The organism is Streptomyces apocyni (assembly GCF_009739465.1).
Lineage (GTDB): Bacteria > Actinomycetota > Actinomycetes > Streptomycetales > Streptomycetaceae > Streptomyces > Streptomyces apocyni.
Genome location: NZ_WHOM01000033.1, coordinates 386575 through 407164 on the forward strand (window position 1 = coordinate 386575; position 20590 = coordinate 407164).

General features: G+C 72.2%; 15 protein-coding genes. 2 read left to right on the forward strand and 13 right to left on the reverse strand.

Annotation, left to right across the window (positions count from 1 at the left end):
• Window positions 1-57 precede the first annotated feature (57 nt).
• From GCN81_RS02375 to GCN81_RS02415, 9 genes are all read right to left on the reverse strand, one after another.
• Complete coding sequence (locus GCN81_RS02375) at window positions 58-1182, reverse strand: pseudouridine synthase (RefSeq protein WP_156721710.1); 1125 nt, start codon at window positions 1180-1182, stop codon at window positions 58-60.
• Window positions 1182-1751 (reverse strand): SMC-Scp complex subunit ScpB, encoded by a 570-nt coding sequence (scpB, locus tag GCN81_RS02380; protein WP_231626317.1) that lies wholly within the window; start codon window positions 1749-1751, stop codon window positions 1182-1184. Before scpB ends, GCN81_RS02375 begins: the two co-directional genes overlap by 1 nt.
• Window positions 1752-1849: 98 nt before the next feature.
• Window positions 1850-3220, reverse strand: a complete 1371-nt coding sequence (locus tag GCN81_RS02385; protein ID WP_156721711.1) for a segregation/condensation protein A — start codon at window positions 3218-3220, stop codon at window positions 1850-1852.
• A 115-nt stretch (window positions 3221-3335) separates the two neighbouring features.
• Window positions 3336-3914 carry a hypothetical protein gene (locus tag GCN81_RS02390; RefSeq protein WP_156721712.1) on the reverse strand — a complete coding sequence of 193 codons (579 nt, stop codon included), beginning with the start codon at window positions 3912-3914 and terminating at the stop codon, window positions 3336-3338.
• Complete coding sequence (locus GCN81_RS02395; RefSeq protein ID WP_156721713.1) at window positions 3899-5044, reverse strand: ParA family protein; 1146 nt, start codon at window positions 5042-5044, stop codon at window positions 3899-3901. Before GCN81_RS02395 ends, GCN81_RS02390 begins: the two co-directional genes overlap by 16 nt.
• A gap of 386 nt (window positions 5045-5430) precedes the next feature.
• Window positions 5431-6546, reverse strand: a complete 1116-nt coding sequence (ald, locus tag GCN81_RS02400; RefSeq protein WP_156721714.1) for an alanine dehydrogenase — start codon at window positions 6544-6546, stop codon at window positions 5431-5433.
• Window positions 6547-6691: 145 nt separating this feature from the next.
• Window positions 6692-8821 (reverse strand): tetratricopeptide repeat protein, encoded by a 2130-nt coding sequence (locus GCN81_RS02405; protein ID WP_407697928.1) that lies wholly within the window; start codon window positions 8819-8821, stop codon window positions 6692-6694.
• Between the two features lie 179 nt (window positions 8822-9000).
• Complete coding sequence (locus GCN81_RS02410; protein WP_156721715.1) at window positions 9001-9627, reverse strand: NUDIX domain-containing protein; 627 nt, start codon at window positions 9625-9627, stop codon at window positions 9001-9003.
• Window positions 9628-9769: 142 nt separating this feature from the next.
• Window positions 9770-11431, reverse strand: coding sequence for a CTP synthase (locus tag GCN81_RS02415; protein ID WP_156721716.1), 1662 nt, complete (start codon window positions 11429-11431; stop codon window positions 9770-9772).
• Window positions 11432-11957: 526 nt separating this feature from the next.
• On the opposite strand from GCN81_RS02415, the gene GCN81_RS02420 reads away from it, so the two are divergent.
• Window positions 11958-13760, forward strand: coding sequence for a glycoside hydrolase family 15 protein (locus GCN81_RS02420; protein WP_197287436.1), 1803 nt, complete (start codon window positions 11958-11960; stop codon window positions 13758-13760).
• Window positions 13761-13796: 36 nt separating this feature from the next.
• A complete protein-coding gene (locus tag GCN81_RS02425) occupies window positions 13797-15479 on the forward strand; it encodes a PucR family transcriptional regulator (RefSeq protein WP_156721717.1) in 1683 nt (560 codons plus the stop codon).
• A 51-nt stretch (window positions 15480-15530) separates the two neighbouring features.
• Here the strand turns inward: GCN81_RS02425 and GCN81_RS02430 are convergent, their stop codons facing one another.
• The 4 genes from GCN81_RS02430 to GCN81_RS02445 all read right to left on the reverse strand — a co-directional run bounded on the left by GCN81_RS02430 (window position 15531) and on the right by GCN81_RS02445 (window position 20556).
• Window positions 15531-16691 carry a glycosyltransferase family 4 protein gene (locus GCN81_RS02430; RefSeq protein WP_156721718.1) on the reverse strand — a complete coding sequence of 387 codons (1161 nt, stop codon included), beginning with the start codon at window positions 16689-16691 and terminating at the stop codon, window positions 15531-15533.
• A gap of 172 nt (window positions 16692-16863) precedes the next feature.
• A complete protein-coding gene (locus GCN81_RS02435; RefSeq protein WP_231626305.1) occupies window positions 16864-17700 on the reverse strand; it encodes a hypothetical protein in 837 nt (278 codons plus the stop codon).
• A gap of 83 nt (window positions 17701-17783) precedes the next feature.
• The gene (recN, locus tag GCN81_RS02440; RefSeq protein ID WP_156721764.1) at window positions 17784-19502 is read right to left on the reverse strand and encodes a DNA repair protein RecN; all 1719 of its coding nucleotides are present in this window, start codon (window positions 19500-19502) and stop codon (window positions 17784-17786) included.
• Between the two features lie 142 nt (window positions 19503-19644).
• Entirely contained in the window at window positions 19645-20556 is a 912-nt protein-coding gene (locus GCN81_RS02445; protein WP_156721719.1) for an NAD kinase, read from the reverse strand.
• Between the last annotated feature and the right edge of the window lie 34 nt (window positions 20557-20590).

Here is a 20590-nt window from a genome sequence, read left to right on the forward strand (position 1 = left end):
GGGCAGAGCGCCACCACGATGTGAGCAGCGCGCCACGGTGTCAGCGGCTGCCACCCGTCAGAGCTCGACCTCGCGCATCAGCATGCCGACCTCGGTGTTGCTCAGACGGCGCAGCCACCCGGACTTCTGGTCGCCGAGCCCGATCGGGCCGAAGTGGGTGCGCACCAGCTTCTCGACCGGGAAGCCCGCCTCGGCGAGCATCCGGCGCACGATGTGCTTGCGGCCCTCGTGGAGGGTCACCTCGACCATGTAGTTCTTGCCGAGCTGCTCGACGACCCGGAAGTGGTCGGCACGGGCGTACCCGTCCTCCAGCTGGATGCCGTCCTTGAGCTGCTTGCCCAGGTCGCGCGGGATGGGGCCCTGGATGGCGGCGAGGTAGATCTTCTTCACGCCGTACTTGGGGTGGGTCAGGCGGTGCGCCAGCTCGCCGTGGTTGGTGAGCAGGATGATGCCCTCGGTCTCGGTGTCGAGCCGTCCCACGTGGAAGAGCCGGGTCTCCCGGTTGGTGACGTAGTCACCCAGGCACTGGCGGCCGTCCGGGTCCTCCATGGTGGAGACCACACCGGCGGGCTTGTTCAGCGCGAAGAACTGGTACGACTGGGTGGCGACCGTGAGCCCGTCGACCTTGATCTCGTCGCTCTCGGGCTTCACCCGCAGCCCCTGCTCGAGCACGATCTCGCCGTTGACCTCGACGCGGGCCTGCTCGACCAGTTCCTCACAGGCACGCCGCGAGCCGTACCCGGCCCGGGCCAGCACCTTCTGCAGCCGCTCGCCTTCCTGCTCGGCGCCCGGGAAGGCCTTGGGGGTCTTGACCTCCGGCTTGCCCGCGTAACGCTCGCGGTTGCGCTCCTCCTGCCGCGCGTCGTACTCGCGTGACGTGGCGGGCGCGCCGCGGCGGGCGCCTCGCGCGCCGCTGCCCTGGGACGTACGAGGACCGCCCTTGGCGCCACCCCGCGCGGCCTCGCCGCGGCCCTTCCTCGGCCCGGGGCCGCCGTCGGCCGGGCTCACGTCGTAGCGGCGCTCCTCGGGACGAGGCTTGCTGGGTCGTTTCGGCTGGCCGTCGCGGCTGCTACCGGAACCCCGGTAATCGCCGCGGCCGCCGCTGCTGCCGCGGCCGCCGCTGTTGCCACCACGGCTCCCGCCGTTGTTTCCGCTGCTGTTCCTGCCGCTGCTGCTTCGCATCAAAGTTCCGTCTTGTCGTCTACGTCGTCTGGCTCCGGGGCGTCCGGATCGAACGACGGAACGCCTTCCTGCGTATCGGCCTCGATCGCGTCCGCCTCGGGGAGGAAGGGCGCGAGCTCCGGGAGCTCGTCCAGGCCGCGCAGGCCCATCCGCTCCAGAAAGTAGTTCGTCGTCCCGTACAGGATCGCACCTGTTTCGGGTTCCGCGCCCGCCTCCTGCACCAGACCCCGCTGAAGCAGCGTCCGCATCACACCATCGCAGTTCACTCCGCGCACCGCGGAGACCCTTGAGCGGCTCACCGGCTGGCGGTACGCGACCACGGCGAGCGTCTCCAGGGCCGCCTGGGTGAGCCGGGCCTGCTGGCCGTCCAGGACGAAGCCCTCGACGGCCGCGGCGTACTCGGGGCGGGTGTAGAAGCGCCAGCCACCGGCCACCAGGCGCAGCTCGAAGCCGCGTCGCTGGGCCGTGTACGCGTCGGCCAGTTCGCGCAGCGCGTCGGCGACCTGGCGGCGCGGGCGCTCCAGCACCTTGGCGAGGTGCTCCTCGGTGGCCGGTTCGTCGACGACCATCAGGACGGCCTCCAGTGCGGGCTTGAGGTCCAGGTCCGCCACGGCCGCCAGCCCGGCCGGAGGCCGGCCTTCCTTCGCACTCACGCCTTCCTTGGCACTCACGCCTTCTCCTTCGTCTCACGCGGACCGTCCGCGGCGCCTGGGCCGTCCTCGACCTCGGACGCCCGGTCGAACTCGTCCGTGACCACCGGCTCGGCTCCCTCGCCCCCGGTCCAGCGCACCAGCAGGTCGGCCAGCGCCTCGTCCTGGTCCAGGGCGACGGCCTTCTCGCGGTACAGCTCGAGCAGCGCCAGGAAGCGGGCCACGACCGTCAGCGTGTCGGCGGCGTCCGCGACGAGCTCCTGAAAGCGCAGCTCGCCGCGCTCACGCAGCCGCGCGACGACGACCTCGGCCTGTTCCTGTACGGAGACGAGCGGGGCGTGGATGTGGTCGACGTACACCTGGGGCCTGGGCCTCGGCTGCATCGCCTTGACCGCCAGTTTGGCGAACCCCTCGGCGCCGATGCTGATGACCACCTCGGGCAGCAGCGCGGCGTGGTGCGGTTCGAGCCCGACGGTACGGGGGTAGCGCCGGGCCTCGTCATCGAGCCGCCCGCTGAAGATGTCGGCGATCTCCTTGTACGCCCGGTACTGCAGCAGCCGGGCGAAGAGCAGGTCGCGCGCTTCGAGCAGGGCGAGGTCGGCCTCGTCCTCGACCTCGGCCGAGGGCAGCAGCCGGGCGGCCTTGAGGTCGAGCAGCGTGGCCGCGACGACCAGGAACTCGGTGGTCTGGTCGAGGTCCCAGTCCGGGCCCATGGCCCGGATGTACCCCATGAACTCGTCCGTGACCTGCGAGAGCGCCACCTCGGTGACGTCCATCTTGTGCTTGGCGATCAACTGCAGCAGCAGGTCAAAGGGCCCCTCGAAATTGGCCAGCCGCACGGTAAACCGCCCGCCATCCCCCTCACCACCCGTAGGCGTCGCCTCCCCGGCAGCCATCCGACCACCGCACGACACGCCGCCACCGCCAGACGTCCCACCCTCGGTAGACGTCCCGCCTGGCGAGCCGGTCGCAGGCCGCTCGCCCGGCGCGGCCTGGGTGTCCGGCGCAGCCAGCTCGCCCCCGGCCGCCAGCATCCGACCGCCACGCGGCACACCGCCGTCGGCAGACGTCCCACCGTCGGCAGGCGTCCCACCCTCGGCAGACGTCCCGCCTTCCGGGCCGGTCGCAGGCCGCTCGCCCGGCGCGGCCTGGGTGTCCGGCGCAGCCAGCTCGCCCTCGGCGGGAGGGTCGTCCGTCGCGTTGCGCGACGCCGACGCCGCGCCCGGCTCAGGCGCCGACCGTCGGGGGTCCGGGGGCTCGCCCCCGGTTTCGGGGAGGGGCGGGGTGGGGGAGGTCTCCTGCTCCGCGGCCACCACCGCGCCTGGCCCCCGCCCCAGTGAGCGGCGGTGTCCACGGCGAGGCTGGGTGGGGTCTTCGGGCGGCGGCATCACGATCCAGAGGGGCGACAAACAGCGGCGTACGGCTGCGCATCAGCACAAAGCAGGCACAGGCGCAGACGCAGGCTATCGCCCCGACCCCGCCGCGGCGGCACGCCGACCCGCGTCAGCGCCCCCGCAGCCGCCGTACGAGAATGCTGGCCTCGCCTCGCGACTCAAGGTCCGCCAGGACCACCGCGACCGCCTCGCGGACGATCCGCCCGCGGTCCACCGCGAGCCCGTGCTCGCCGCGCAGCACCAGCCGCGCGTGCTCGAGGTCCATCAGTTCCTCGGCCGACACGTACACCGTGATCTTCTCGTCGTGGCGCTCGCGCCCACTGGGCCGACGCCCCTGCGCCCTGCCCCGGCGCCGCGTGGACCCGGCGGACCCGTCAGCGGTCCTGGCCGAAGGCGATGACGGCGGCGCGGAGGCCGCCTCCTGCGCCTGACGGCGCTTGGTACGCCCTTCCGCGTCCACGCCTTCGGCGCCCCGGCTGCGATGGTCGGAGGAGTCCGCCTCCGCGGTGGAGTGCTCGGCGCTCTCGCCGTCGTCCTCGCCCGCGGCCGCCCCGTCGCTCTCGCCCGCCGGAGCCGGAACGCGCGCCTCACCGTTGGCCGGTCGCCTCGGGGACGACGAGGTGAGCGCCATTCCCCCGGTGGTACGGAACAGTTCGTCGGCCCCCGGCAGACTCACTCGGCGTGACACCGGGCGAGCACCTCCCTGGCGAGCTGGCGATAGGCGGCGGCACCGACGGAGTTGGAGGCGTACGTCGTGATCGGCTCACCGGCGACCGTGGTCTCCGGGAAGCGGACCGTGCGCCCGATCACCGTGTGGTAGACGTGGTCGTCGAAGGCCTCGACGACCCGGGCCAGCACCTCACGGCTGTGCACCGTCCGCGAGTCGTACATCGTGGCCAGGATGCCGTCGAGCTCCAGCTCGGGATTGAGCCGCTCCTGCACCTTCTCGATCGTCTCGGTGAGCAGCGCCACCCCACGCAGCGCGAAGAACTCGCACTCCAGCGGCACTATCACCTTGTGCGCCGCGGTCAGCGCGTTCACAGTCAGCAGACCGAGCGAGGGCTGGCAGTCGATCACGATGTAGTCGTAGTCGGCCATCAGCGGCTTGAGCGCCCGCTGCAGCGTGGACTCGCGCGCGACCTCGCTCACCAACTGCACCTCGGCCGCCGAGAGGTCGATATTGCTCGGCAGCAGGTCCATGTTGGGCACGGCCGTCTTCAGGAGCACCTCGTCGGCCGCCATGCCCCGCTCCATGAGCAGGTTGTAGACGGTGAGGTCGAGCTCCATCGGGTTGACCCCGAGGCCGACCGAGAGCGCGCCCTGCGGGTCGAAGTCGACCAGCAGCACCCGGCGCCCGTACTCGGCGAGCGCGGCACCCAGGTTGATGGTGGACGTCGTCTTGCCGACGCCGCCCTTCTGGTTGCACATCGCGATGATCTTCGCGGGACCGTGGTCGGTCAGCGGCCCGGGGATCGGGAAGTACGGCAGCGGGCGCCCGGTCGGGCCGATCCGCTCCCGGCGCTGGCGGGCGGCGTCCGGGGCGAGGGTGGCCGCGTACTCGGGGTCGGGCTCGTACTCGGCGTCGGGGTCGTAGAAGTGCCCCTCGGGCAGTTCTTCGTAGTCAGCGAATTGGGTGGTGTTCTCGCCACTCCGGTCGCCGGCCATGGCGTTCACTTGATGGCCATCCATGCTCTGGTGGGCTGAAAGCGTCGGCTGCGCGCGCTGGGCGCGCTGCGTGTTCTGACGGTCGGCGAAGGTGCGGACAGCGACGGAGCCGACAGCTTCGAGCCCCTCGGGGCCCGATCCCTGCGCAGGCATTCCTGGTTGACCACCCCCGGGAGTAAATGTCGACTCATTCACAAGTCGTCTTACCTCCTTGGTGACCAGGAAACTTCTCGATAGGTCAGCGTGGCACCATGCCGACGGTTGGCGACTCTATGGCGTGTCACCGGTCCGCAGCAACACAATCCGCCGTTCCGGGCCCGATGTGTCGGCAACCGAACACCCCGCTGTCAAGGGTGCACAAGGACCTCTCACCGGGTTTCACGGGGGTGCGAATCGGTTAAAGGGCTACGTTCGGCGCGAGTTGATCGAGTCTCACAAAGTGACCTGATACACACCCGGCCGAACCTTGACGGGCAAGGTCCGGCCGGGTGTGCGAGATTGACGCTCAGGTTGACGTGAACGACCGAGTGGCGGCCGATTCAGCCCAGCAGCGTGCTCAGTTCGACGCTGGACAGGCCGTGGGCCTCGGCGACCGGACCGTAAACGACCTCGCCGTCATGGGTGTTGAGACCCAGGGCCAGCGCCGGGTCGCGGCGCAGCGCCTCGACCCAACCGCGGTTGGCGAGCTCGACGATGTAGGGCAGCGTCGCGTTGGTCAGCGCGTAGGTCGAGGTGTTGGGCACCGCGCCGGGCATGTTGGCGACGCAGTAGAACACCGACTCGTGGACCTTGAAAGTCGGCTCCGCGTGGGTGGTCGGACGCGAGTCCTCAAAGCAGCCACCCTGGTCGATCGCGATGTCGACAAGGACACTTCCGGGCTTCATCTTGGCGACGAGCTCGTTGGTGACCAGCTTCGGCGCCTTGGCACCCGGGATCAGCACCGCGCCGATGACGAGGTCGGCCTCGGTGACGGCCTTCTCCAGCTCGAAGGCGTTGGAGACGATCGTCTGCACCTTGGTGCCGAAGATCCGGTCGGCCTCGCGCAGCTTATTGATGTCCCGGTCGAGCAGGGTGACGTGGAAGCCCATGCCGACGGCGATCTGGGTGGCGCTCCAGCCGGAGACACCGCCGCCGATGACGACGGCCTTGCCCGCCGACGTGCCGGGGACACCGCCCGGCAGCACGCCGCGGCCACCGTTGAAGCGCATCAGGTGGTACGCGCCGACCTGCGGGGCGAGACGGCCCGCGACCTCGGACATCGGGGCGAGCAGCGGCAGCGCGCGGCTCGCGGTCTCGACGGTCTCGTACGCGATCGCGGTCGTACCGGACTCCAGGAGCGCGTCGGTGCACTCACGGGACGCGGCCAGGTGCAGGTAGGTGAAGAGCGTCTGGTCCTTGCGGAGGCGGTGGTACTCCTCGGCGATCGGCTCCTTGACCTTCAGCAGCAGGTCAGCGGTGGCCCACACCTCGTCGGCCGTGGGCAGGATCTGGGCGCCCGCGGCGACGAACTCCTCGTCCGTGATCGACGAGCCGACGCCTGCGTTCCGCTCGATGACGACCTGGTGGCCGTGGCGGACCAGCTCATGCACTCCGGCGGGGGTGATCGCCACCCGGAACTCGTTGTTCTTGACCTCGCGGGGGATGCCGACCTTCATCGTCGATCACGGTCCTTGACTCAGGGATGTTTCCGGGCAACAGCAGACTTTCCCCGCTACATGGGGGCGCAACGGGAGACACCACGGAAGTACGCGGCGGAGCCAGTCTAATGAAGGATTTTGAGCTGTCTAGCCTTTCAAAGCATCAATCTCTCGAAGATGCGCTACGGATTTCGTAGGCGGAAGATCTTGCTCCGTCCTCGGGGAGCTCCCTTCCCAGCATGCGCTCGGCCGCCGTGCGGTGCAGCCCGGCGGCGGCCGGGTCGCCCAGCCGGTCCAGGGTGTCGGCCAGCCTGAGCTGTAGCGCACCCAGCAGTCGTACGTCCTGGGCCTGCCGCGCCCACTCCACCGCCTCCCGGCAGGTGGCCAGCGAATCCTCGGGGTGGCCCGCGTACTCCTGGACCCGGGCCAGCTCGCTCAACGCGCGTGCGTGGGACGGGACATCGCCCGCCTTGCGGTACCCGGCGACCGCGGAGCGCCAGTTACGCAGCGCCTCGCCGTAGCGGCCCGCGTAGGTGTGCGCGGCCGCGATCCGCCCGTACAGCCGGGCCGCGTCCAGCCGCTCGTCGCGCGCCAGCCGTGGTCCGAGCGCCCGACCGAACCAGTCGGCGGCCCGCTGCCAGTCCCCCAGCTCCTGGTAGGCGCCGCCGACGGATTCCATCGCCCGGCCGGTGGCATACGGGTCGTTCGCGGCCCGCGCCGCCTCCAGCGCGGCCCGGTAGCGGTCCAGCGCCTGCTGGGTACGGCCCGTGGCGGCGTCCAGGTCGGCGAGGTTCAGCAGCGCGGCGGCCTGCTCGCGCAGCAGACCACGCCGCCGCGCCACATCCAGGACGAGCTGGTGGATGCCGTACAGCTCGGGGGCGGCGGCCTCGGTGCCCTGGTGCGCCACCAGGGCCCGGACCAGCGCGGCCATCAGTCGCCTGGCGAGCGTGTCCAGCTCGCCCTCGGCCACCGCGAGCCGGGCGGACGCGAGCAGCGCGGGCTGCCGGGCTCCGAGCCACTGAGCGGCCGCCGAGACGTTCGGAAAGCGGAGCGAGCGGGGCAGCCCGGCGAGCCGTTTGCGGGCCGGTGAGCCGTCCGGATCGGTGATGGCCCGGCAGGACTGCAGCAGCCGTACGGTCCGCTCCAGCATCCGGGCCCGCGCCAGTTGCAGTTCGGCGGGCCGGTCCTCGGTCTCGAGCAGCGCGCGCAGGCTCGGCAGCAGACAGCTGGGCACCTCGTACTGCGGCAGCTCGGTGTCCGCGCCGCCGCGAGACCCGGGGCGGCGCTCGTCGAAACGGCTCCGGTCGAGCGGGTGCAGCAGTCCGAGCGTGGCGAGGTCGTCCAGGGTCGTGCGGGCGGCGGATACCGAGCAGCCGGCCAGCGCGGAGGCGGTGTGCGGGTCGGCGATCCCGGCGGGGGCCAGCGCGAGCAGTCGCAGTATGCGGGCCGCCGGGCGCGGCAGTCCGGCGTGCACGAAGCGGAAGACCCGCTCCAGGGAGCCTCTGGCTCCGGCCGTGTCGGCCGGCAGGTCGTTCAGCTGTTTGGCCAGCTCGGCGACCGAGGCCTTCGGCCTGGCGGCCAGCCAGCCCCCGGCCAGGACCAGCGACGCGGGACGGTGCGCGCACTGCTCGGCCAGCGCCTCGGCGGCCCGGGGGTCGCAGGTGATACGTACCGAGCCAGCGAAGCCGCTGAGCAGCTCCCGGGCGGACCCGGCGTCCAGGCCGCCGAGTGTGCACGGCCGTACGTCGGGGATGCCGGTGAGCGGCCCTTCGGCGGTGGCGACGACCAGGCAGTCCGGAGCGTCCGGCAGGAGCGGCTCGACCTGCTCGGCGTCGGCGGCGCCATCGAGCAGCAGCACCACCCGGCGTGCGGACAGAGCGGCGCGCAGCACCTCGGTGAGGTCGTCGTCGGTGGCGCCGGGGGTCGCCGGGATGTCCAGCGCGTCCAGGAGTCGCCTGGCGCTGCGTTCGGTGGGGACGCGCTCGCCGCCGGGCTCGGTGAGCCGGGCGCGCAGCACCCCGTCCGGGTAGGCGTCGGCGACCTGCCGGGTGAGCTCCTCGGCCAGCGCGGTGCGTCCCGAGCCCGGCCGTCCGGCGATGAGCAGGACCCGGGCGCGTGGCTGCTTTCGGCCGGTGAGGGTGTCGAGGCCGGTGCGCGCGATATCGGCGCGCAGCTCCCTCAGCTCCCGCTCCCGGCCGAAGAACCCGGGGGTCCCTGGGCCGGGCCCGGCTCCTGGCGCGGGACCCTCCGATACGGGCGAAGCCGTGTGGGTGTCCACCGCCTGATCCGTCACGGGCCACGCTCCCGTCCACCTGCGCACCGAGCCCGCCCGCGGCTGCGGTCGGGGGGATTCCGAGCGTAGTTCACGCTCGGCGACGGACCTGGTGGAGCATGGCGGACAGATCCCTCGATCGGATCAACGGATGGTCATACCGCAAGAGGTGAGAAGGGTGAGGAGAGCCTGACAGGCCCTCAGGCCTCGAAGGGGCGGGCGGGCCAGGGCGCGTCGGCCGGGCGCAGCGCGTCCAGACCCTCACCCCGCTCCGCCGCGACGAGTGAGAGCACGCCCACGACGAGGCAGTTGTTGTGCAGGTCTCCGGCGAGCACGCCCCGTACGAGGTCCTCCAAGGGCACCCGCGCGAGTTCCATGTCGGCCTCCTCCTCGCTGACGTCGAAGCGCTCGCCGTCGGCCGCCGACAGATCGCGGGCCAGGAAGATACGTACCGCCTCGTCACAGCCGCCGGGTGTGGTGAAGACGTCGGTGAGCACCCGCCAGTCCTCGGCCTTGACGTGCGCCTCCTCATAGAGCTCGCGCTGGGCCGCGTGCAGCGGGTTCTCGCCCGGCACGTCGAGCAGCCCGGCCGGGATCTCCCAGAGCTTGTGGCGTACGGGGTGCCGATACTGCTTCAGGACCAGGACCCGCCCCTGCTCGTCGAGGGCGAGCACGGCGACCGAGCCGGGATGGACCTGGTAGTCACGGCGGGCGACGGTGCGATCGGGCATGATCACGTCGTCGGCGCGGACGCTGGTCTTGTTACCGACGAACGGCGTCTCGGTGGCCGTGACCTGCCACTGTTCGGCGGTGTCCCTGAGCGTCATGAAGAACGTCCTCCTACGCGCGTGCGCATGCCTTGGAAACATGCCATCGAAAGCAGAAACCGGGGTACAAGCCCGCAAAGAGCCCGTACCCCGGCAACCGTATCTCTCTTGTACGACTAGCTCTTACGGCCAGCCCGTACGACTAGCTCTGCTGCCCCGCGCTCTCCTGCCGCTGCACGGCCGCCTTCACCAGGCCCGCGAAGAGCGGGTGCGGGCGGGTCGGCCGGGAGCGCAGCTCCGGGTGCGCCTGGGTGGCGACCAGGTAGGGGTGGACCTCACGCGGGTACTCGACGTACTCGACCAGCTTGTTGTCCGGGGACGTGCCGGAGAAGACCAGGCCCGCCTTCTTCTCCAGTTCCGCGCGGTAGGCGTTGTTGACCTCGTAGCGGTGGCGGTGGCGCTCCTCCACGTACTCCTTGCCGTCGTAGACCTCACGGACGATGGAGCCGTCCGCCAGCTTCGCCGGGTACATGCCCAGCCGCATGGTGCCGCCCATGTCGCCCTCGCCCGCGACGATGTCGAGCTGCTCGGCCATGGTGGAGATCACCGGGTGCGCGGTGGCCGCGTCGAACTCGGTGGAGTTGGCCTCCGGGATGTCCGCGAGGTTACGGGCCGCCTCGACGACGATGCACTGCAGGCCGAGGCAGAGCCCGAGCAGCGGGATCTTGTTCTCGCGGGCGTACGTGATCGCGCCGACCTTGCCATTCACCCCACGGTCGCCGAAGCCGCCGGGGATGCAGATCGCGTCGACGTCGCCGAGCTGGCGGGCGGCACCCGCGGCGGTCTTGCAGTCGTCGGACGTGACCCACTTGACCTTGACCCTGGCCTTGTTCGCGAAACCGCCCGCACGCAGTGCCTCGGTCACCGACAGGTAGGCGTCGGGCAGGTCGATGTACTTGCCGACCAGCGCGATGGTGACCTCGTGGTTCGGGTTGTGCACCCGGTCCAGGAGGTCGTCCCACTGGGTCCAGTTCACATCGCGGAACGGGAGGTCCAGCTTGCGGACGACATAGGCGTCCAGGCCCTCGGTGTGCAGCACCTTGGGGATGTCGTAGATCGACTTGGCGTCGATCGCGGCGACCACGGCGGCCTCGTCGACGTCACACATCAGCGAGATCTTGCGCTTGATGGACAGCGGTACGTCCCGGTCGGCGCGCAGCACGATGGCGTCCGGCTGGATACCGATGTTCCGCAGGGCGGCCACGCTGTGCTGGGTGGGCTTGGTCTTCAGCTCACCGGACGGGCCGATGTAGGGCAGCAGCGAGATGTGCACGACGAAGACGTTGTCCCGGCCGACCTCGTGGCGGACCTGGCGGACGGTCTCCAGGAACGGCAGCGACTCGATGTCGCCGACGGTGCCGCCGACCTCGGTGATGACCACATCGACGTCGTCGGTGGCCATCCGCCGGATGCGGTGCTTGATCTCGTTGGTGATGTGCGGGATGACCTGCACGGTGTCACCGAGGTACTCGCCGCGCCGCTCCTTGGCGATGACCTGCGAGTAGACCTGGCCAGTGGTGACGTTGGCCGAGCCGTCCAGGTCGACGTCGAGGAAGCGCTCGTAGTGGCCGATGTCCAGGTCGGTCTCAGCGCCGTCGTTGGTGACGAACACCTCGCCGTGCTGGAACGGGTTCATGGTGCCGGGGTCGACGTTCAGGTACGGGTCCAGCTTCTGCATGGTGACCCGCAGGCCCCGCGCCTTGAGCAGCGCACCCAGACTGGAGGCGGTCAGGCCCTTGCCGAGGGAGGAGGCGACACCCCCGGTGACGAAGATGTGCTTGGTCGTCGTGGCTTTGGGCGGCATGGCCAAGAGGGGGCTCCCGTGGTCGCGAGTGGTGGTGCGTACCGACATCCGGACCCCGATATCGGCTATCGAGGGGTGGCGTCGTCGCTGCGGTTCGGGGGTCTGACACCCACCGGTCCACGGGCTACCAGGGTATCAGCGAGTGACGGGACCCGCTTCCAGCCACCACCGCACAGGCCGCGCGCCGCCAACGCGGGCTCCGGGCCCGGCAGGCACAGGGTACGCACAGGGCACGGATCACCGCGCGCAACAGGGCACGGTTCACCGCGCGCATACGGCCTGTACGCGACGCATCACCCCTCGTCTACCTCTCACCCAGCGCTCACTCGTTCGGCGGACATCTCTTGCCGCGACCCCCGCGCGGATCACTAGGGTGCGTCGTATCCTGCTCGGACACTCGCTGCCGAGCCAGGCCGGCCCAGGCACCATCCCCGCCCGAAACCGGATCACCCAAGCTCGTCAACGACCCTTGACTGCAACGCAAGCGCCCCGCGGGGCGGACGTGGCCGTTCGACTGGAGATGCACGTGGCCGGGCGCATCGAGGACTACGCACTCATCGGCGATATGCAGACCGCCGCCTTGGTCTGCCGGGACGGCACGGTCGACTGGCTGTGCCTGCCCCGCTTTGACTCACACGCCGTGTTCGCCGGACTGCTCGGCACCGAGGAACACGGCTTCTGGCGACTGGGCCCTGCCTACTCCGCCGCACACGGGCCGCCCCCCGCCGACCGCCGTACGTATCGCGGCGACTCCCTCGTACTGGAATCGGAGTGGGACACTCCGCGCGGCACGGTCCGGGTGACCGACTTCATGCCGCCGCGCGACGGTGCCCCCCAGCTCATCCGGATCGTGGAGGGCGTCAGCGGTCGGGTACCGATGCGCTCCGCGCTGCGGATGCGCTTCAGTTACGGGCGGATCGTGCCCTGGGTCCACAAGGTCGACGGCCGTACGGTCGCGGTCGCGGGCCCGGACTCCGTGTGGCTCGACACCCCTGCCGAGACGTACGGGGAGAACCTCACCACGTACTCCGACTTCACCGTCGCGCCCGGCGACCGGTTCGCGTTCACCATCAGCTGGCAGCCCTCGCACCGCGAACCGCCCGCGCTGCCCGAGCCCGAGGCCGCGCTGGAGGCGACCGAGGACTTCTGGCGCGAGTGGGTCGAGCACTGCACGTACCACGGCCCCTACCGCGAGGCCGTGATCCGCTCGCTGATCACGCTGAAGGCACTCACCTACGCGCCGACGGGCGGGATCGTGGCCGCGCCGACCACCTCGCTGCCGGAGGACATCGGCGGCTGCCGGAACTGGGACTACCGCTTCACCTGGCTGCGGGACGCGGCGATCACCCTCTCCTCGCTGCTGCGCACCGGCTACCGCGAAGAGGCCCGCGCCTGGCGCGAGTGGCTGCTGCGGGCGGTCGCGGGCGACCCGGAGAACCTGCAGATCATGTACGGCATCGCGGGGGAACGAGAACTCGGCGAGACCGAACTGGACTGGCTGCCCGGATACGAGGGCTCGACACCGGTCCGGGCGGGCAACGGCGCCGCACACCAACTCCAGCTCGACGTCTACGGCGAGGTCACCGAGGCGCTGCATCTGGCCCATATGACCGGCCTGTCGCGCAACGACTACGCCTCGCTGCTCCAGCTGAAACTGATCCGCTTCCTGGAGACCCACTGGGACCAACCGGACGAAGGCATCTGGGAGGTACGCGGACCGCGTCGGCACTTCGTGCACTCCAAGGTGATGACCTGGGTCGCCGTCGACCGCACCATCAGGCTGCTCGAGTCGGGCGACGCCGACGGACCGCTGGAGAAATGGCGCGAACTACGCGACGACATCCACCGCGACGTATGCGAGAAGGGCTACGACCCGGAGCGCAACACCTTCACCCAGTCCTACGGCTCCAAGGAACTCGACGCGTCCCTGCTGGTGATCCCGCAGGTGGGCTTCCTGCCCCCGGACGACAAGCGGGTGGTCGGCACCATCGAGGCGATTCAGCGGGAGCTGTCCACCTCCGACGGATTCATCCTGCGCTACCCGACATCCGGTGACGACACAGGCGTCGACGGCCTCGAGGGCGACGAGGGCGCGTTCCTGGCCTGCTCCTTCTGGCTCGCGGACGATCTCGCGATGATCGGGCGCGTCGACGAGGCCCGCGAGCTCTTCGAGCGGCTGCTCTCGCTCCGCAACGACCTCGGACTGCTCGCCGAGGAGTGGGACCCACGGCTCAAGCGCCAGGTCGGGAACTTCCCGCAGGCCTTCAGCCACGTCCCGCTGATCGACACGGCGCTACGGCTGACCGCGTCGGGGGCGTACGGGGGCTGATCTCCCCGGAGCGTACGGACGGGGTACCGTCCCGCCATGGACGTGCAGGGCGGTATCACCGTACGACGGGCACTGGAGCTGCCGGGGCTGCGCAGCGGCCTGCCCGAGGTCGTCGCGGGGGCCGACCGGCTGCACCGCACCGTGCGCTGGGTGCACGCGGGTGAGGCGCCGAACATCGCCTCCCTCCTCAAGGGCGGCGAACTGCTGCTCAGCACCGGCATCGGCCTCGGCACCCGGCCCGCCGAGCAACGCGCCTTCGTGACGAAGCTGGCCGAGCGCCAGATCGCCGCGCTGGTCGTGGAGCTGGGGACGCGATTCACGCAGCTTCCGGCCGCGATCGTGGAAACCGCGCGCAGCACCGGGCTGCCGCTGGTGCAGCTGCACCGCGAGGTGGCCTTCGTGACGGTCACCGAAGAGGTGCACACCGAGATCGTCAACCACCACTACGCCCTGCTCCAGCAGGCCGAGGAGGTGCACCAGCGCTGCACCCAGGTACTGCTCGGCGGCGGCGGAGTGCCCCAGGTACTCGGCACGCTCGCGGACTTCTGCGGCAACCCGGTGTTCCTGGAGACCGCCGACGGACAGCTGCTGTACGCGGCCGGGCCGACCGCCATCCAGGCCGCCACCGAGGCTTCGGGGGGCACGTCCACGGTGTCCACGGGCGGGGTCGACCCGCTTCAGGTGTGGGAGGGGCTGCGCGGGCGGCGCCCGGAGCGCGCGGAGGGGCCGCCCGCGGGGGCCGTCGTGGTCGATGTGCCCGGGGGCGGCCCGGGAGCCGGGTCCGTACGGGCCCGGCTCGTCCAGCTTCCGGTGGCCGGGCCGCTGCTCGCGGTGCACCGGATGGCGGCCGAGCGCGCCGCGGGCATCCTGGCCGTGGTGCTGATGCAGGCCCGGCAGGAGGAGGAGCTGGCGGCGCGTGGCCGTGGCGACTTCCTGACCGATCTGGCGGAGGGCCGCTGCACCCCGGACGACGCTCCGGCGCAGGCCAGGGTGCTGGGGTTCAAGCCGGGTGCCGGGCCACTGCTGCCGGTCGTGATGCGGCTCCCGGACGGCGGGGACGGCCTGGCGCCTGGTGGCGGCTGGGCGGTGCTGGCCCGCGCCGTTACGGAGGAACTGGCATCGGTGGGAGTGCCTGTCCTGGTGGGGGTGCGTCCGGTGGAGGGGCGGGTGCCGCTGCTGGTCGGGCTGCGCTCGGAGTCCGAGCGGACGGCGGTGGCCGACCGGGTCGCGGCAGCCCTGCGGGCCGGGGTCGAACGTGCGGGCATGCTGCGGCCCGGCGCGCGCGCCCCGGTCGTGGTGGCCGGGGGCGTCGCGGGCGGCTGGGCGGCGGTCGCGGCGGGGCTGCGGCACGCGGCGGAGACGGCGGCCGCGGCACAGGGACTGCCCGACCGGCCGTGGTACGACGCGCGGCGCCTGGACACCGATCTGCTGCTGTGGCGGCTGCGCGAGCACCCGGACCTGGCGGCGTTCGTCGAGCGGGCGATCGGTCCGCTGCGCGCGCACGACCACCGGTCGAAGACTCCGCTGCTGCCCACCCTGGAGACGTATCTCGCCCACGCGGGCCGCAAGGCGGAGACGGCGCGCGAACTGCATCTGAACCGGCAGACGCTGTACAACCGGCTGGCCCGAATCGCGGAGCTGCTCGGTACGGATCTGGACGACCCGCAGACGGTACTCGCCCTCAGCCTGGCCCTGCGGGCGCGGCGGCATGTGACCTGACCTGGCCTGACCTGCCTGACCTGGCCTGGCCGGCTCAGCGGGCGAAAGGCCTCAGCGGGCGAAAGGCTGAGCCAACTCGTCGTACACGCTCAGGATCTGCGCGACCGTCTCGTCCTCGGTGGGCCAACTCGCCGCCTGGGCCAGGCCCTTGCGCTTGAGCTCTGCCCTGCGCTCCGGGTCCGCGAGCAGCGCGGCGACGCTGGCGGCGAGCGCCCCCGCGTCTCCGTACGGGACCAGTTCGGCGGCGTCTCCCACCAGTTCGGGCACCCCGCCGACGGCGGTGGCGACCAGCGGAACTCCCGCGTGCAGCGCCTCGTGGGCCAGCACCGAGCGGGACTCCCAGCGGCTGGGGAGCAGCGCGATATCGGCCGCGGCGAGCAGTTCCGGGATGTCGTCCCGGCGGCCGAGCAGCCGCACCGGCAGTTCCTCGGCCTCGATCCGGCGCTGCAGCGCGCCGCGCTCTGGCCCTTCGCCCGCGACGACCAGCAGCGGAACCGGGTCGAGCTGCCGCCAGGCGCGCGCGGCGTCCAGCAGCGTGTCGTAGCCGCGGTGCCGGTCGAGCGAGCCGACCGCCATCAGCAACGGGCGTTCCACGGAGCCCAGTTCCGCCCGGGTCTTGTCGCACACCTGATCCGGGTCGTCGGGGCCGGAGGCGACCGTACGGCGTGCCACGGGAAAGGCGATCGGCGCGAGCCGGGCGTCGCGGGCGCCCCTGCGGCGGGCCCGGTCGACGAGCTCCGAGGAGGTGCCGAGCACCACGGCCGCGGTCCGCGCGACCTGGCGTTCGAGCAGCCGCAGTACGGGGGCTCGGGCTCCCTCCGGGTAGCCGCGCGAGTGCCAGGTGACGACCAGCGGGGTGCGTCGGCGGGTGGGCCACGCCCCGCGCCCGGCGAGTGCCAGCGACGCGCGGACCGCGGCGTGCAGGCCGTGCGCGTGGACCAGGTCCGCGTCCGCGCAGGCGGCACGCAGCGCGGCCACGGATTTCGGGTCGCCACTGCGCGGCACCGACACGAACTCCGCCCCGGCGCCGGTGAAGTCATACAGCGGGTCGAGCTCCGCGGGTGCGCAGACGGTGGCCCGTACGCCACGCGCGACGAGGCCTGCGGCAAGCGAGCGGACATGGGTGCTGCTGCCCGCGCTGCCGCCACCCAGCACCAGCACGGTGCGCAGCGGCGGCTGGCCTTGCGGTGCGTGGCTGCTCACGGTGGCCAGGGCTCCTGGGTCGAGGGCGGACGGGTCTCGTACGGTGCGTGCGCACCGTCAAGGATGCCAGCCCGCACGGACGTTCCGGCACCGCCGAGGGGCTAATCCCGCGACGGAACGACACGACGCCCGCGCAGATCACCCAGATGGGTGATCGCACACCAGTGCAGCGGCGACGTCCTCACCCCGCGCGGACCACCGTGGGCACCTCGGATGCGCCCAGAACACCACAGCCCGGCACGGCGGCGTCCGCGCGGCCGACCACATCGCCGTACACCGCCGCGGCGACCACGGCCGCCGCATGCGCGGCGAGCCCCAGCCGTCCGTTGCCCGCGACGATCGCCGCGCCCAGGCCCGCCCCGAGGGCGTGCGCCCCCGCGTCGCCCAGCATGGTGCGCTCCCCCAGGTCGTCCACCAGCACGGCCGCCGCCGCCCCCATGGGCGCGGCGGCGAGCGCGCCGCTCCGCTTCAGCAGGCCCGGCGCGCCAAGGGCCAGCACCGTCAGACCGGCCCGCCCAGGACGTACGTCCACCAGGTTCACGCAGTGCGCCGCGCCCGCGATCACCACACCCGCCAGCACCTGGTCGACTGGCCGCTCCTTGAGCAGCGCGCCCGCGGCCAGCCCGGCCGCCCCGATACCGAAGAGCTTCACCGCGCCGCTGGTCACCTCGCCCCGGCGCAGCGCGCCCAGATGCGCGCGGAATCCGCGCCGCGGGTCGTCGGCGCCCACGATGTCGTCGTACGCCCCACAGGCCCCCGCCACGGCGACCGCCAGCGCGGTGGCGCCGCGAGCGGGAGGCTCCAGGCCACGCGGGGCGAGCGCCGCGAGGACGCCGCCGAGCGTGGCGGCGGGCCCGGCGCACAGGTCGACGGTGCGCCCCGCGTGGTTCTTCCGCTCCCAGCGCCCTGCCCCGCCGGGCTTCGCCCGCCGCAGCGCCTCGTATCCGGCCCTGGTCGCCAGGGCGGCCGTGGCCAGCGCGGCGATACGGCCACCGGGCCGACTGATCCCCATCTGCATACCGCGACTCTATGGCCTGGCGGGCCTGGCAGACCTGGAGGGCCTGAAGGGCCTGAAGGGCCTGGCGCTGTCAGCGCCCGTACTCAGCCGTCCGCGCGGGCCGCCGCCAGGAGTTCCTCCGCGTGCGCGCGGGCCGTCTCGGAGTCCTCCTGGCCCGCGAGCATCCGGGACAGTTCGCGGACGCGGTCCTCGCCTTCGAGTACCTGGACACCGGACCGGGTCACCGAGCCGTCGTGGGTCTTCTCGACCAGCAACTGCCGGTCGGCGAAGGCCGCCACCTGGGGCAGGTGGGTGACCACGACGACCTGGGCGGACCTGGCGAGCCGGGCCAGCCGTCGGCCCACCTCGACGGCCGCCCTGCCGCCGACGCCCGCGTCGACCTCGTCGAAGAGATAGGTCGGCACCGGGTCGGAGCCCGCGAAGACCACCTCGACCGCGAGCATGACCCGGGAGAGCTCACCACCGGACGCGCCCTTGGCGATCGGCCGGGGCGGAGCTCCCGGATGGGGCGCGAGGAGGAGTTCGACCTCGTCGACGCCGGTCGGGGTGTACGCGACGGTCCGGCCGCCGACGTCGATGCCGTCCGGATCGTCGGTCTGCCGGATGTCGATGCTCACGCGCGCGTGCGGCATCGCGAGCGAGGCCAGCTCCGCGGTGACCGCGGCGGCGAACCGCTCGGCGGCCTCCGTGCGGGCGTCGGTCAGGGCCTGGGCGAGCCCGGCCAGTTCGGCGCCGAGCGCCGCCCGCTCGGCGGTGAGCTCCTCGATGTGGTCGTCGTCGCTGTCGAGCTCGGTGAGCCGCGCGGCGCTGTGCTCGGCCCAGGCCAGTACGGCGTCGATGTCCTCGCCGTACTTGCGGGTCAGCTGGGTCAGCGCGGCCCGCCGCTCCTCGACCGCGGCCAGCCGCAGCGGATCGGCGTCCAGCCGGTCCGCGTACCCCGCCAGCTCGCCCGCCACATCGCCCAGCAGGATGCCGACCTCGCCCAGCCGATCGGCGAGCGCGGACAGCGCGGGGTCATGCGCGCGTACGGCGTCCAGCGCCCGGTGCGCGCCCCCGACCAGCAGCCCGGCGTCGACGCCCTCCGGGTCTTCGGGGTTCCCGGCGAGCGCGGCGTGCGCGGTGGACGCGGCGGAGCCGAGTGCCTCGGCGTGCCCGAGCCGCTCGGCTTCGGCGGCCAGTTCGACATCCTCGCCGCCGCGCGGCTCGACCGCCGCGATCTCATCGAGTCCAAAGCGCAGCAGGTCCGCCTCCTGGGCACGCTCCCGCGCCCGGGTGGTCAGCTCATCGAGCTCAGTGACGACCGCCCGCAGTCTGCGGTACGCCGCCGTGTACTTGGCGAGCGGCGTGGCCACCGCGTCACCCGCGTACCGGTCGAGTGCTCCCCGCTGCCGGGCGGGCTTGAGCAGGCCCTGCTGGTCGGTCTGGCCGTGCACGGCGACCAGGTCGTCGGCGAGCTCGCCGAGCAGCCCGACCGGCACCGACCGGCCCCCGAGGTGGGCGCGGGAGCGCCCTTCGGCGGAGACCGTACGGCTGATCAGCAGCGCCCCGTCGTCGAGTTCGGCGCCCGCCTCCTCGGCACGCAGCACCGCCGGGGCGCCGGCGGGCACGGAGATCCGCCCCTCCACCACCGCCGACTTGGCGCCGATCCGCACCAGGGCGGGGTCCGCGCGCCCGCCGAGCAGCAGCCCGAGGCTCGTGACCACCATCGTCTTGCCCGCACCGGTCTCACCGGTCACGGCGGTGAAGCCTGGTGACAGCTCGACGACCGCGTCGTCGATGACTCCGAGCGACCGTATCCGCATCTCCTCCAACACGGACACGACCTTACGAGGTCCCCGCCCCGCTGTGCGACGGGCCCCGCCCAGCACGTACGAAGACGCAGGTGACGAGGGGGCAGGGCGAACGGCCTGTCACTCGCCGGGGTGGGGTTTCCCCCAGGAACGGCTAGTGCGGCGCTCCCCGCCACCCCGACACCGGCAGCGCGAACTTGGCGACCAGGCGGTCCGTGAACGAGGCATGGTGCAGCCGGGCCAGCCGGACCGGCACCGCGCCCCGGCGCACCTCCACACGCGCGCCCGCGGGCAGCTCCACCGTCCGCCGCCCGTCGCACCACAGCACGCCGTGCGGCGTGTGCGGCTGTACCTCGACGGCGAGCACCGAAGACGGCGAGGTCACCAGCGGCTTGGCGAACAGCGCGTGCGCGCTGATCGGCACCATCAGCAGGGCCTCGACCTCCGGCCAGACCACCGGGCCGCCCGCGGAGAAGGCGTACGCCGTCGACCCGGTCGGGGTGGCGCAGACGATGCCGTCGCAGCCGAAGCCCGAGACCGGCCTGCCGTCGATCTCCAGGACCACCTCCAGCATCCGCTCCGGGGACACCTTCTGGACGGCGGCCTCGTTCAGCGCCCAGTTCGTGTGCACCACGCTGCCGTTGTCCCGTACGAGCACATCGAGGGTCATCCGCTCCTCGACCTCGTACGCGCGGGTGACGACCCGGTCCACGACCTTGTCGAGGTCGTCCCGCTCGGCCTCCGCGAGGAAGCCCACCCGGCCGAGGTTGACGCCGAGCATCGGCACCCCGGAGGCGCGCGCGAACTCCGCGCCGCGCAGCAGCGTGCCGTCCCCGCCGAGCACCACGATCAGCTCACAGCCGTCGAGCACCTCGGGGGTCGCCTCCGGCACCTGCTCAACGGTGGGCGGCAGCGGCAGGTCGCAGGCCTCGGCTTCCAGGACCCGTACCCCGATGCCGCTGTGCAGCAGCCCTTGGACGACGAGTTCGGCACTGCGGATGGCGGCGGGCCGGCCGGTGTGCGCGAGCAGGAAGACGGTACGCGCTGAGTCTCGGCCGCTCGTCACCTCGGACGCCTCCTCAGAGGTCGCGTCAGACGTC